At 40.2% G+C, this 12,211-nt stretch carries 16 protein-coding genes; 9 read left to right on the plus strand and 7 right to left on the minus strand.

Going from position 1 to position 12,211, the window contains the following annotated elements; genetic code table 11:
• Nucleotides 1–195 precede the first annotated feature (195 nt).
• The 5 genes from KN1_RS01445 to KN1_RS01465 are packed head-to-tail and all read left to right on the plus strand — an operon-like array spanning nucleotide 196 to nucleotide 4,695.
• Complete coding sequence (locus KN1_RS01445; protein ID WP_221289026.1) at nucleotides 196–636, plus strand: single stranded DNA-binding domain-containing protein; 441 nt, start codon at nucleotides 196–198, stop codon at nucleotides 634–636.
• A complete protein-coding gene (locus KN1_RS01450; RefSeq protein WP_221289029.1) occupies nucleotides 633–947 on the plus strand; it encodes a PqqD family protein in 315 nt (104 codons plus the stop codon). The genes KN1_RS01445 and KN1_RS01450 overlap by 4 nt, the downstream gene beginning before the upstream one ends.
• A gap of 38 nt (nucleotides 948–985) precedes the next feature.
• Complete coding sequence (locus KN1_RS01455) at nucleotides 986–2,620, plus strand: molybdopterin-binding protein (RefSeq protein WP_221289032.1); 1,635 nt, start codon at nucleotides 986–988, stop codon at nucleotides 2,618–2,620.
• Nucleotides 2,621–2,657: 37 nt separating this feature from the next.
• On the plus strand, nucleotides 2,658–3,590 hold the full coding sequence (locus tag KN1_RS01460; protein WP_221289034.1) for a homoserine kinase: 933 nt from the start codon (nucleotides 2,658–2,660) through the stop codon (nucleotides 3,588–3,590).
• Nucleotides 3,574–4,695: an aminotransferase class I/II-fold pyridoxal phosphate-dependent enzyme gene (locus KN1_RS01465; RefSeq protein ID WP_221289036.1), complete on the plus strand. Its 1,122-nt coding sequence runs from the start codon at nucleotides 3,574–3,576 to the stop codon at nucleotides 4,693–4,695. The genes KN1_RS01460 and KN1_RS01465 overlap by 17 nt, the downstream gene beginning before the upstream one ends.
• Here the strand turns inward: KN1_RS01465 and KN1_RS01470 are convergent.
• Nucleotides 4,688–5,002, minus strand: coding sequence for a hypothetical protein (locus KN1_RS01470; protein ID WP_221289038.1), 315 nt, complete (start codon nucleotides 5,000–5,002; stop codon nucleotides 4,688–4,690). The two genes, KN1_RS01465 and KN1_RS01470, sit on opposite strands and share 8 nt — an antisense overlap.
• Nucleotides 4,981–5,520: a hypothetical protein gene (locus KN1_RS01475; RefSeq protein ID WP_221289041.1), complete on the minus strand. Its 540-nt coding sequence runs from the start codon at nucleotides 5,518–5,520 to the stop codon at nucleotides 4,981–4,983. The genes KN1_RS01470 and KN1_RS01475 overlap by 22 nt, the downstream gene beginning before the upstream one ends.
• A gap of 142 nt (nucleotides 5,521–5,662) precedes the next feature.
• Between KN1_RS01475 and KN1_RS01480 the strand changes: the two genes are divergently transcribed.
• Both KN1_RS01480 and KN1_RS01485 read left to right on the plus strand, forming a co-directional pair.
• On the plus strand, nucleotides 5,663–6,655 hold the full coding sequence (locus tag KN1_RS01480; RefSeq protein WP_221289043.1) for a DUF1152 domain-containing protein: 993 nt from the start codon (nucleotides 5,663–5,665) through the stop codon (nucleotides 6,653–6,655).
• A 66-nt stretch (nucleotides 6,656–6,721) separates the two neighbouring features.
• Nucleotides 6,722–7,258, plus strand: a complete 537-nt coding sequence (locus KN1_RS01485; RefSeq protein WP_221289046.1) for a hypothetical protein — start codon at nucleotides 6,722–6,724, stop codon at nucleotides 7,256–7,258.
• Here the strand turns inward: KN1_RS01485 and KN1_RS01490 are convergent.
• The 5 genes from KN1_RS01490 to KN1_RS01510 are packed head-to-tail and all read right to left on the minus strand — an operon-like array spanning nucleotide 7,232 to nucleotide 11,384.
• The gene (locus KN1_RS01490; protein WP_221290426.1) at nucleotides 7,232–7,774 is read right to left on the minus strand and encodes an RNA-processing protein; all 543 of its coding nucleotides are present in this window, start codon (nucleotides 7,772–7,774) and stop codon (nucleotides 7,232–7,234) included. The two genes, KN1_RS01485 and KN1_RS01490, sit on opposite strands and share 27 nt — an antisense overlap.
• The gene (locus KN1_RS01495; protein ID WP_221289049.1) at nucleotides 7,752–8,543 is read right to left on the minus strand and encodes a serine protein kinase RIO; all 792 of its coding nucleotides are present in this window, start codon (nucleotides 8,541–8,543) and stop codon (nucleotides 7,752–7,754) included. The genes KN1_RS01490 and KN1_RS01495 overlap by 23 nt, the downstream gene beginning before the upstream one ends.
• Nucleotides 8,544–8,547: 4 nt before the next feature.
• On the minus strand, nucleotides 8,548–8,874 hold the full coding sequence (locus KN1_RS01500; RefSeq protein ID WP_221289057.1) for a translation initiation factor aIF-1A: 327 nt from the start codon (nucleotides 8,872–8,874) through the stop codon (nucleotides 8,548–8,550).
• A gap of 43 nt (nucleotides 8,875–8,917) precedes the next feature.
• Nucleotides 8,918–10,105: a thiolase family protein gene (locus KN1_RS01505; RefSeq protein WP_221289058.1), complete on the minus strand. Its 1,188-nt coding sequence runs from the start codon at nucleotides 10,103–10,105 to the stop codon at nucleotides 8,918–8,920.
• A gap of 49 nt (nucleotides 10,106–10,154) precedes the next feature.
• Nucleotides 10,155–11,384, minus strand: a complete 1,230-nt coding sequence (locus tag KN1_RS01510) for a tRNA (N(6)-L-threonylcarbamoyladenosine(37)-C(2))-methylthiotransferase (protein WP_258712655.1) — start codon at nucleotides 11,382–11,384, stop codon at nucleotides 10,155–10,157.
• A 177-nt stretch (nucleotides 11,385–11,561) separates the two neighbouring features.
• Between KN1_RS01510 and KN1_RS01515 the strand changes: the two genes are divergently transcribed.
• The gene (locus KN1_RS01515; protein ID WP_258712656.1) at nucleotides 11,562–11,915 is read left to right on the plus strand and encodes a translation initiation factor IF-2 subunit beta; all 354 of its coding nucleotides are present in this window, start codon (nucleotides 11,562–11,564) and stop codon (nucleotides 11,913–11,915) included.
• Nucleotides 11,912–12,211, plus strand: coding sequence for a DUF424 domain-containing protein (locus KN1_RS01520; protein ID WP_221289061.1), 300 nt, complete (start codon nucleotides 11,912–11,914; stop codon nucleotides 12,209–12,211). The genes KN1_RS01515 and KN1_RS01520 overlap by 4 nt, the downstream gene beginning before the upstream one ends.

Genomic DNA, 12,211 nt, shown 5'->3' on the forward strand with positions numbered 1-12,211 from the left:
CAAGTTAATTATAGATACACAGCTTAAAAGTTGACATTAGTATGAATTTCATTTTGTGTTTTAAATATATGGTTTAATCAAACTAAATAAAAGATTATGAAAGATACGTAATTTTATCCCTAAATTAGTGATTCGCATAAATTTTTATATCACAAAGGAAGAATTATTTTTAACAAATTTCGAGAGTCGAATCGTATGGGAGAAGAAAAAGTAGGTAACCTAAAACCCGGAATGGAAAACGTAAACCTAACTGTAAGAGTAATAGAAGCAAGCGAGCCAAGGCAGATACAGACAAAGAATGGGACTAGGACTATAAGCGAAGCTGTGGTTGGAGACGAAACAGGAAGGATAAAACTAACTTTATGGGGAAACCTGGCTGGTTCAATTAAAGCCGGTTCTGTAGTTAAAATAGATAATGCGTGGACTACTGCTTACAAAGGACAAGTACAACTAAACGCAGGCAGTAAATCTCAGATATCAGAATCTCAAGAGGACGGAGTGCCAGAGGCAGACCAGATCCCAGAGAACATACCATCTGCGGGAGAGTATAGGAGACCACCACAAAGAGGAGGAAGAAGGTTCGGTGGAGGAAGGAGACCGAGACCTAGAAGAGAAGAAGGAGAGGAAGAGGAATGAGCTCTGATTTAGGACCTGAAAAAGAAGGAGTTAACTTCGATGAGGTAAAAGATTTAAAACCACAAAAAATTGGTGAATTTGTAGATAAAAGTGAAGACGAAGAAGGATATATAATAAAGGTGGCAGAGGATAAGGTTTACGAGTTGGCTCCCATAGCTTATTATGTATGGGAGATGTGTGATGGGAATAGGACAGTTACTCAAATAGTAAATCAGATAAGCCAAGAGGCTAACTTATCCCCTGATCAAGTTAGAGAACCGGTAGTAATGGTCTTAAACGAATTGAAAAAAGCATCCCTCATAAGCATGTAAAATAAAGATATAAACAGTTTTTCATATTTATTTTTTATATGCGTGCTATATTAAAAGAGGAAAACCTTTTAACTCCAGAGGAAGCTTTACAAAAACTTATTTATTCTCTATCCCCTTCAACTCCAGAAATAGAAGAAGTAGACATTATAAATTCTTTAGGTAGGATATCTGCGTCAGATGTACACTCACCACTAGACCTCCCGCCTTTTTCCAGATCTACAGTTGACGGCTATGCAGTAATAGCTGATGACACGCCTGGAGAATTGAAAGTTATTGGAAAGATCAGTATAGGAGAAGGGAAAGACCTGAAGGTCGAAAGAGGAGAAGCGGTCGAAGTGGACACCGGGGCGACCATACCTAGAGGAGCAACGGCTGTAGTGAAAGTAGAAGAAACGATAAGAGAAGGAGATACGGTAAAAATAACTAAAAAACTAAAGTTCGGTGAAAATATAGGTTGGGTGGGTAGTGATATACCTAAAGGCACGTTGGTCTTAAGGAAAGGAGAAAGAATAACACCAGAAAAAATAGCTCTTTTAGCTTCTGTCGGAATAAATAAAGTGAAAGTATACCGCAAAATAAAAATCTATATCATAACCACAGGAAACGAATTAGTTAAACCTGGAGAAAGCCTTTCGCCGGGCAAAATTTACGAGTCTAATTCTTATTATTTAGCCTCAAGGTTAAGGTTAAAGGGATACGAGGTCGTAGGAACCTCTCTGGTTTCAGATGACAAGGAAAAAATAAGGGAAGAACTATATAAGGGAATTTCAAGTGCTGACGTTGTAATACTAACGGGTGGGACAAGCGCGGGTGAAAAAGACTTTGTACACGAGGTCATCAGGGAAGAAGGTAAGATCATAGTCCACGGTATAAAGTTCAAACCCGGTAAACCTACAATCCTAGCAGAAGTCAAAGGTAAACCGGTATTCGGTCTGCCCGGTAATATGGTGTCTACAATAATGATAAGCGAACAGATTGTGGAGAAATATTTGTCCCTTAAAAATGGTGGTGAAATCGATGATTATATTACGGTCAAGGCAAAAGCTATTAACAAGATTTCAGCTGACAAGAAGAGGTTTACATACATTCCCGTTTTCCTCTTTAAACGAGAAGATGAATTCTATTGCCTTGCGGTACCTTTCGATAGTTACATGATCGGGACGTTTTCATTAGCAGACGGGTATATAGGGTTAAACCCGGGAGAGGAAGTAAATGAAGGCGAAAGCGTCAGAGTGTACGTAAGAAAACTTGATACTAGCCCAGTTTACATCGGGGAAGAAGAACCTACAATAATGTCTAAACTACCTCAACCATTTAGAATGTTGCCTCTAGGCTCCCTAGCGGCTATAAAAGCCTTAAAATACGGGATAGGCGATATCCTTGTAGTCAGCGACATTTATCCAGAAGACGTAAAAGAAAAAGAGGATTTAGTCTTAGAGAGGGACGTGATGGAAGTGGGTGATGGTGACGAGATCGGTTATTGGGAATGGGTCGGGATCTCAAAGATAGTCCAAAACCCGGTAGTTAAGTTGAGGTATCCTTCTTCAGCACTCAATTTCATAGGTAAAGCTAAGATCTTCGTGCCCTCCACTATCCTAAACCAAGGTAAGGCTATAAGGAGAGAGAGACTAAAGGTCTTCATAAGAAATTCTAAATTCAAAAACCATTTATAACATAATACTTTTTAGCGATCCGAGAACATTACGCCTAATGTCCGAAAAAATTATTGCAAAAGCTTTCTCGTCTTCAGCAAATTTAGGTGCAGGGTTTGATATCCTAGCAATGGCTCATGACGCTTTTTATGATTCAGTGGAGATCACTTCACAACCGTCTTCATCGCTCCAAGTTTATGTTGAGGGAGAAGGAGTACCGAATATCCCTGAGCAGAACTCTGCGAGTTTTGCCCTGATTAAGCTGCTGGAGGAGTTTAACATAAAGGCTAAGCTTAAAGTAAAAGTAAATAAAGGGATTCCACCTGGTCTCGGTATGGGGAGTAGCGGAGCTTCGTCTTCAGCCGCGGTAGTAGCTGCTAACGAACTGTTTAAATTAGAGCTATCTAACGACGATTTAGTAAAATTTTCAATGTTAGGCGAGATAGCTGCCTCAGGTTCTCCTCACCCAGATAATGTGGCTGCGAGCGTAGTCGGAGGAGTGGTAGCTGTAGTCTCAAGTGAACCGGTAAGGGTTGTCCAGATCCCAGTTAACCTCCCCTTTAGTCTTATCCTATTTATCCCTAAGGTTAACATAGAAGCCAAAACGAAAAAGGCAAGAGAGATGGTCCCGAAACACGTAGAACTTCAAAAATTAGTTAAAAATTCCAGGTACTTGTCATCACTACTGATAGGACTTATAAAAGGTGATAGAGAGTTAGTAAGAACGGGGTTAAATGACGATATAGTGGAGAAGGCTAGGGAACCTCTCTTCCCGTATTATAGCAAATTAAAAGAAGTCGCGCTGAATCACAATGCCATAGGGGCTTGCGTGAGCGGTGCGGGGCCTACCATAGCTGTCTTCGTGGACGAGAAATCAGATAAAGCCCAAATTATTAAAGATGGACTTAAAATTTGCGAGTCTTACGGTTATGAGTGTAGTGTTAAGGAAGCAAAGATAGCAAGGGGTGCTTGGATTGAGGGACGGAACTAAGGTAACAAAAGAAGGAATAGACCAAGAGACAGGAGCTATAACTACGCCCATTTATCAGACCTCATCGTATGCTTATCCGATCGGAGAAAAGTACAGATACAGTAGAGAGGTAAACCCTACTGTTTTAAAACTAGGTGAAATGATAGCAGATTTAGAAGAAGCTGAGATGGGAGTAGCGTTCTCTTCAGGAATGGGAGCGATCTCATCAACACTCTTAACGCTCGTAAAACCTGGGAGTAAAGTATTAATTCACAGAGATATGTTCGGTAGGACGTATAGGTTTTTTAATGACTTTTTGAAAGGCTGGGGAGTAGAAGTACACGTTGCAAACCCCGGGCATATAATAGAGATGGCAAAGGGCGAAAAATACGATATGGTCTTCGTTGAGAGTATCTCGAACCCTATACTACGCGTAGTAGATCTCGTATCGCTGTCGAAAGTATGCAAGGAAAACGGGAGTACACTAATTGTAGACTCGACTTTCGCCACTCCTATAAACCAAAAGCCCGTAGTTCAAGGTGCAGATATAGTCCTTCATAGCGCGTCAAAGTTCATCGCAGGCCATAACGACGTAATAGCGGGCCTCGCGGCCGGTGGAAAAGATAAAATGACCAAGATAGACCTGATGAGGCGGACACTGGGCACATCCTTAGACCCACATGCTGCGTACCTCGTAATAAGGGGGATGAAGACGCTGAAGATCAGAATGGACGTCATTAACTCAAATTCGTCAAAGATAGCGGAGTTCCTAGCCGAACACCCTAAAGTAAGGGCAGTATATTATCCCGGGCTAAAGACACATCCGGATTACGAGATCGCAAGAAAAGTATTAAAGGGTTATGGGGGAGTAGTAAGTTTCGACATTAAGGGAACAATGGAAGATAGTATAAAGTTGATGACCAAGTTCAATGTAATTTTAGCTGCTCAAACACTAGGCGGTGTAAATTCAACAATATCTCATCCAGCTACGATGTCACACAGGACCTTATCACCAGAAGAAAGGAAAATAGTAGGCATTACAGACACGATGCTGAGGTTATCAGTTGGGATAGAGGATGTCGACGACTTGATAGAGGACCTTGACAAGGCTCTCTCTTCTATATAAGGGCTTTAATCTCGTTTTTCAATTCTTCCATTAACATCCCCTTAATCTCCTCTTTATGTAACCTAGTCAGATGGAGATACAAGCCCTTTTTAGTAAAAGGGCCTTTGCCACAAAGTTTACAATAGAGTAAAGACTCCTTTTGTTCTACTAACCAAAAAGCTACTTTTTGAGACGCATTCTTAGCTATATTCTTTGATGATAATCCAACTAGTCTCTCTATTTCTTCGTCCTTAACGTTGATCTTACTCGCAAGCCTTGCTGTTATTTCTATTAGCTTTTCAGCAGTTATTGATAGTCCGCTATCCATTTAGGATCCCACACACTGGCTATAGCAATTGCAATTGCGAACGCAGATATTAATCTACTTTGCTGTGTAATTATGTCTCCTTCCAGAAACTTATTTAACACACTCAGGTCTACCCCTAATATTCGTAGTATTTTCTCTATCCTGACTTCTACTTCTTTATAGTTTGGGGGGAGATTCCCGTTATTTACTTCCCTTTTTGCCTCAATTACCATCTCTAACGTCTCGCCTAGGTCGTCCTCGGTTACATCGGGGAATATCTTGGTCAATTTTCTGTTTATCTTACTCCCTATTACTTCAGCCATTCCAGGGGAGTAATTGATGGGGACTAAACTAGCAATCCACGCGTCTACATACCTTCTAACTGTTTCCTTGATGTCATCAGTTTCTCCTTCTATTTCCTCTACAATTGATGCTGCTGCTAAAATGTGAGATAGGGCTTCCCCTATTCTCAGGTCTTCATCAAATGTCTGAGTATAGTCATTTATATAAGAGCTTGAATTATCAATTACGTCGCTCATTTATGAACACTGAGTATTCTCTTTACAGTGATATTGTTTAAAGTAACAGAACAGATAATACACCTTAAGTCCACCTATTACTTGGGTGTATTCTTATTGTTTAACCTAAAGTATAAAATGACATAACGGTTAAAAGGGTTTTATGAAAGCGTTTGTATTCGGGTTAGGCGGGGGAGGAGATGTAGTCTCAGCTTACGTAGCAGCACTATACTTAGAGTCCAAGGGATATGAGACAATTTTGGGAGCAGTAACTTGGGAGAGGTATGTAGAAGACCCAGTACCAGGACCTATCTGCGACTTCGAAAACCATGTTAGAGTTAACGATATCATAACAGAACTAAACTCCAGGTCTTACTCCATAAGGCTGGGTAAAGTGGTTATCCCTCAGATAGTGAGGTTGATGAAGAGCACCGGGATCCCCAAAGGGTACTCTATCTGTATAAAGAAAGGACTAAAAGACTTGGTAAAGGGTATTGAGGACTTTTCAGAGAGGAATAACGTTAATTTGGTGGTCGGGGTCGACGCAGGGGGCGATATCCTAGCAAAAGGGTGCGAAAAAACGTTGGGCAGCCCTCTGATAGACTTTATTATGTTAAATGTGCTGGGGAATTTGAGGATTAAATCCCTTTTAGCTACAATAGGAGCAGGGAGTGACGGTGAGTTGGAACATGATTATATTCTACAAAGGATCTCAGAAATAGCTAGGCTTGGCGGACTAAAGGACAGTAAAGGTATTGACGAAAGTATTGCTGAAAAACTAGAGATAGTCCTAAATGACGTAAGGACAGAGGCTTCGAGAATACCGTATGAAGCTTTTCATGGCTTATACGGTCGTGTAAAAATAAGGGGTGGAACGAGAGAGGTCTACGTAACACCGGTGTCCTCCATTATGTTCTTTTTGGATCCAAAGGTAGTAATTTCAACATCTCCATTAGCCCAAGTATTGAAAGACTTTTCTTCATTGGACGATGCAAATAGGAGGTTGAATGAAGTAGGAATATTTACCGAATATGATCTAGAAAAGGAACTATTTGCCCGATACGGCACGAAAAGTAGCGAGGTCGAAGGCGAAGACGTATTAAGGATTAGGGAAGAAGGGAAAAAAAGGTTAGGCGACTGTAAATTAGTTTATTAAAGACATAGAAAATATACCGAGTTAGTTCATAGAAGTCTTTTATTCAAAGCAATTTAATAATATAGTGTGAAAACCATTGAAGAGCTGAAGGAAAAGTACGGCTTAACTGATGAGGAAATAGACTATGCATTAGATAAGGCTAAAGGTATAATTTTGGGATTTGCAATGGAATTGAGAGCGATAAAAGTTCTAGAAGATATGAGTTTCACTAATGTAAAGTATGTAGACCTACCTACCCACGATATTGAAGCAGAGAAGTCAGGGAACAAGTACTATATTGAAGTCAAAGCCTCGAAAAAGTCTCCAACTAGAGAATATTCCGCTTACAAGTTAGCAATGATAGCCATGCTTGAAGGGACACACCTAACACTTGTAATGCAACCTACACCTCAACTTTACACTACCGAAGAAATATTAAGTGAGCCTAAAAGGGTGTTGCTTCACTTCTTCCAGTATGCATATAGGGGAGATATTGAGGGATTAAAAAGCCTTATGAACAGCGAGAAGACTAAACTAATCCTTTCTACATACGACAAAGTTATAAGGAGTTATTCTAGTAAATATAGCTCAGATAGTTTAGAGTTTATTAAGTCCCTCTTTTAACCCTTTCGAGCCGGCAAAAGACATCGCTCTTTCCGCCTCATCTAGGTACTTATACACAGTATTGTGTTCTTTTCCCTTTAATAGCAATTCTATTGCCCTTTTTGCAATGGACATCTGTTCTACATTACCTAAAAGAGCTACTATGTGATCCCCTACTAGGATCTGGACTCCCGTGTATTCTTGGATTATTTTCTTGGCTTTTCCCTTCTCGCCAATTATTCTCCCTTTTATCCTCCTTAAAGAGTCTACACTATTAGAGAAGTCCTTTAGTTCTATCACTTCTAATACATAGTCGTCCGACATAAGTTTCATAGCATCGTCTACGCTAAACCCCAAGCCTATCGCATTTATTACAGACTTCACTTTCATTGCATCATAAGCGTTCCCTTGCTTAGGTGTAACCTTAATAGACTTGGTCTTTTCATCTAGTTCTATCGTAGTGTTGCTCACTTCTTCTAACCTAGGTATTAACTCCTTTATTATGTGGAGCTTATCATCTGGGACTGTCGTGTACATCATCGCTGTTCACATTACTGATCTTCAGCCTGCTTAATATATCCTCTACTAACTCTACACTTATATTGTGGTCTTCAAAAAACCTGTTGATATTTTCTATATCTCTCTTAAGGAGCTCTAAGGCGTTAGGGTGCTGGAGGTCTACCGACTGGCTAACGTCAATTATATAAGGCTTTTCATCCCACACCATTATGTTATACTCGCTCAAGTCACCATGAACTAGGTGAGCAATATTGACCATCTTCTCTAGTTCTCCTATGACCTTACGGTACAAGTCTTCATTGATCTCCTCTTCTGAGAGCTCTTTCAACAGAGGTGCCCTAATCCCGTCTTGGCCTATAAAATCCATGACTAAAATGTTCCTATAGACAAAAATTGGTCTTGGAGAAGATACTCCAGCTTCATACAACCTAACTAGGTTTTTGTATTCTTTCCTTGCCCAAGTCTCTATTAACTGAAATGTAGTTTTAATTTTTACGTCTTTAAAGCGTGGGTCTCCTATAGTATACTTTTCTAATGCTCTTTTGCTAGCAGCTGTAGTAACATAATATATCTTTACAGCGTACCAAGTCCCATCCTTTGTAAGGGCAGGGTATATCTTAGCTTCCTTACCAGAAGAAATAGCACCATAATATTCTTTTATTTGTAATTTTCTTGCTAATTGAATTAATGAGAGGTAAGTGCGCGAGTCTATCGTTGAATCTACTACTTTAAAAAGATCCTCGTCTTTTATCCTCTTCTCTTCTTTCCTTCTCTTTCCATCTATCAAACCATTATCCTCTCAATTGCTCAATAATATCTGCACTAACTACTTTTTCCTCAATAAGCCTTCTAACCTCACTCTCCTCATAGCGATAAACAATATCACATTTATTAGGTTGAAAATCCCACGGTGCGGCTAACACTACGTCGCCTTCCCTTATCCACATCTTCTTCTTCATCTTTCCCGGTATTCTTCCCAATCTCTCTTTACCATCTAAACATAAAACCTGGATGTGCTCAGCACCGAGCATCCTTTTAACTACGCATAATACTTCTCCTTCTTCAGGCTTTGGGACCTCTCTGGTAGGTTGCGGCGATGTTGATTTCTTTTTAGCCAATCAGTTAATCACCACCATATCATTTACAGCATACCCTTTAAAGTTATAGAGGTCTTAATAACTCGATTGCAATTGCGGTAGAACCGCCTGTACCGTGACATATACTTGCTATCCCTCTCTTCCCGTCCATTTTAGACAATACGTTAATCAATGTAGTTATAATCCTAGCACCGCTAGCTCCTATAGGATGGCCTAAAGCAATAGCTCCTCCAAACACGTTTATCTTGTCGTACGGTACTCCTAGATACCTATTATATAGGGCGTTGTTAACAGCGAAAGCCTCATTATTCTCAAAGTAATCGAACTGAGAAATGTCCATGTTCAACTTCTGCAGGAGTTTCTTTACAGCAAATACGGGGGCCTCAGTGAACCTCCAACTCTCAATCCCTACCCAACTATACCCTATTATCTTTGCTAAAGGTTCAACTTTATACTCCTTAACAGCCTTTTCGCTCATTAAAACCAGTGCTGAAGCACCATCACTTATCTGAGACGAATTTCCAGCCGTGTGAAAACCATCGGGGGTAAAAGCCGGCTTCAACTGAGACAGTTTCTCAACAGAAGTGTCTTTCCTAATACCTTCGTCTTGTGTTACCTCCTTACCGTCTACAGTAACTTTGACTATTTCGTCCTTAAAATACCCTTTATCAGTAGCCATTGCAGCTCTCTTATGGCTTTCATAAGCGATTTCGTCCAACTCTCTCCTTGTAAAGTTATGGGCTTTAGCGACCATGTCTGCCTCTTGACCCATAAGTTTCATATTAAAAGGGTCCGTAAGTCCATCCATTAACATTGTGTCAATGAATGAAAGCTGTTTACCTAAGAGCATTTTAACTCCCCATCTAGCTTCACTTTTTATTGCTAGCATAGCTTGGCTCATGCTTTCCATTCCCCCCGCTACAATTATATCTGCATCTCCGCTTTTGATCATCTGGGCTGCGTTAATTGTGCTTATCATACCTGACGAACACACCATGTCTACACAATACCCTTCTATTTCCATTGGGATCCCTGCTTTAACTGCTGCTTGTCTAGCTAGGTCTTGTCCGTGTCCTGCCCTCAATATATTACCCATAATTGTTATGTCAACTTTGTTCGGTTCTACATTAGCCCTTTTCAACGCTTCTCTTATCGCTATCGCACCTAATTCTACTGGAGGAAGGTCTTTATAAGCTCCTCCAAATTTACCTATTGGTGTCCTTACCGCCGAAACTATGTAAACATCTGACATACAAAGACAATATGTTTAAAGTAGTTTAAATTTTTTAAAACTTAACTTATCATAGCATACTATTTCTTACAACTTGCGGATAAAGGAGGTGCCCCCTTAGGTCAAAGAACGACGCCTCAGTTACTTTAACGTCTACTCTCTTACCTAACTCTACGCTATCCCTAATAACTACTGGGATATAGTTTAACGTCCTACCTATCACTGAGCCTTTCCTACCCATTTCGGTAGTTATCACATTAGAAATTGAACCCACATACTCTTTATGAACCTCATAGGCTAACTCTTCATATAACTTATTGGCCTCCTGCATCCTAGCCTTTTTTACCGGGTCTGGTACTTGTTTCATCGACGCACTCCTAGTATTTGGCCTTATAGAATACATAGCCAAATGAATCCTCTCAAATTTTAGTTCCCTCATAAGTTGTAACGTGTTATTAAATGCCTCTTCGTCCTCCCCCGGGTGGCCCACAATTATATCAGTAGTCACATTTATTACCGGTATTTTACTCCTAATCTCCATCACCATTTCCTTATATTCGTCTACACTGTACTTCCTATTCATGAGCCTTAGAACACGGTCGTCTCCACTTTGGACCGGTAAATGAATGAACTTAAACACCTTGTTGTTTTTAAGGACTTCTATTAACTCGTCAAGGCTCCTCATGGCTTGTTCAGGTGTCATCATACCTATCCTTATCATGAAGTCCCCTTCTATCTCAACGACCTTATTCACTAAGTCGGACAGTCTTATACCCCCTAAATCAAGACCATAAGCCGCTGAGTCTTGGGCCGTAAGCTCTACCTCCACAGCACCCTTCTTAACTGCTTCTCTTACAGCCTCTACGATTAAGTGAGGAGGATAGCTCCTAAGTTTCCTCCTTGCTAGTTTAGTTATACAGAAACTGCAATCTCCAGCACAGCCGTCAGCTATTGGGATTATAGCAATTCTACCTTCAAATACCTTGGGAGTGAATAGTGGCTTCTCCCCTTCTAAGTATATTTTTCTCTCTTTAGATTCAACTACTTCAGTTATTTTCTCTACGGTCTGAGGTCCTAGGAGAGACGCTTCTGGGGCTATTGACATAACTGTTGCGGGTTCGGCTCCGGCTAAACAGCCTGCTACTACTAACTTTTTATTAGATTTTTTAAGTTCCCTAATTCGCTGTTTCATCCTCTCTTCCGTTTCTAACCTCACAGCACAAGTATTGAGGACGATTACATCAGCATCCTCAGCGTCTTTTACTATTTCATGGCCCCTTTCGCTTAACATACTCATCATTATATATGTGTCCCCCTTATTCAGAGCACATCCATAAGTCTCAATGTAAACCCTCACTCTTAATCACAAGTAATATAAACCTTAGAGTTCTTAAGATTACTTGTGGATTCACATCAGACAGGTAAAGAGTATGAGGCTCTGCTAGATAGATTATACAAGAAATTGCCAGAAAAAGACATGAGCGTTAGCGGGCAAACTCTACCTAACTTAATAATCTTACATATAGGTACTACTACTATAATTAGGAATTTCTCTGAGTATTGTGATAGGATAAGGAGGGATAATAAGATCTGTATGAGGTATCTGCTTAAGGAATTGGGTGCCCCAGGCTCAATAAACGAAAACGGTCAACTCGTAATACAAGGAAAATTCGCTTCAGCAGTAGTGAGCGCACTTATGGATAGGTTCTTAAGAAGTTATGTCCAGTGCAGTACGTGTAAGAGTTTAGATACGGTGCTCAAAATAGACAAGAAGATATGGTATATCTCTTGCCTCGCTTGCGGTGCCCAAACGCCGGTGAAACCTATATGAAAAGAGTTATTTTAAACGTGATAAGGGAGCAAGGTTATGTTTTTGTAAATGTTTGTGAACCGGATTTATTAGGCAAGGTCTTTAAAAAAGGAGATATTTCCCTTGCAGTAAACAGGGAGTTCTATGCTGGAGAAGAGGTAAGCCTAGACTTTGCATTTACTCTGTTTGAAGAAGCCAATGTAGTAAGCCTGGTAGGCAGGGAAATTGTAGATGAGGCAATTAAAAGAGGATATGTTGCTAAAGATGGTGTATTGGAGATAGAAGGAGTTAAATTCGCACAAGTCTATAACATGTAA

Origin of the sequence: Stygiolobus caldivivus, from assembly GCF_019704315.1 — an archaeon.
GTDB classification, from domain to species: Archaea; Thermoproteota; Thermoprotei_A; order Sulfolobales; family Sulfolobaceae; genus Stygiolobus; species Stygiolobus caldivivus.

What these genes read in the sequence shown, in the direction of transcription:
- KN1_RS01445 (WP_221289026.1), top strand. Translation starts at nt 196, where the DNA reads ATGGGAGAAGAAAAAGTAGGTAACCTAAAACCCGGAATGGAAAACGTA.
- KN1_RS01450 (WP_221289029.1), top strand. Translation starts at nt 633, where the DNA reads ATGAGCTCTGATTTAGGACCTGAAAAAGAAGGAGTTAACTTCGATGAG.
- KN1_RS01455 (WP_221289032.1), top strand. Translation starts at nt 986, where the DNA reads ATGCGTGCTATATTAAAAGAGGAAAACCTTTTAACTCCAGAGGAAGCT.
- KN1_RS01460 (WP_221289034.1), top strand. Translation starts at nt 2,658, where the DNA reads ATGTCCGAAAAAATTATTGCAAAAGCTTTCTCGTCTTCAGCAAATTTA.
- KN1_RS01470 (WP_221289038.1), bottom strand. Translation starts at nt 5,002, where the DNA reads ATGGATAGCGGACTATCAATAACTGCTGAAAAGCTAATAGAAATAACA.
- KN1_RS01475 (WP_221289041.1), bottom strand. Translation starts at nt 5,520, where the DNA reads ATGAGCGACGTAATTGATAATTCAAGCTCTTATATAAATGACTATACT.
- KN1_RS01480 (WP_221289043.1), top strand. Translation starts at nt 5,663, where the DNA reads ATGAAAGCGTTTGTATTCGGGTTAGGCGGGGGAGGAGATGTAGTCTCA.
- KN1_RS01490 (WP_221290426.1), bottom strand. Translation starts at nt 7,774, where the DNA reads ATGTACACGACAGTCCCAGATGATAAGCTCCACATAATAAAGGAGTTA.
- KN1_RS01505 (WP_221289058.1), bottom strand. Translation starts at nt 10,105, where the DNA reads ATGTCAGATGTTTACATAGTTTCGGCGGTAAGGACACCAATAGGTAAA.
- KN1_RS01510 (WP_258712655.1), bottom strand. Translation starts at nt 11,384, where the DNA reads ATGATGAGTATGTTAAGCGAAAGGGGCCATGAAATAGTAAAAGACGCT.
- KN1_RS01515 (WP_258712656.1), top strand. Translation starts at nt 11,562, where the DNA reads ATGAGCGTTAGCGGGCAAACTCTACCTAACTTAATAATCTTACATATA.
- KN1_RS01520 (WP_221289061.1), top strand. Translation starts at nt 11,912, where the DNA reads ATGAAAAGAGTTATTTTAAACGTGATAAGGGAGCAAGGTTATGTTTTT.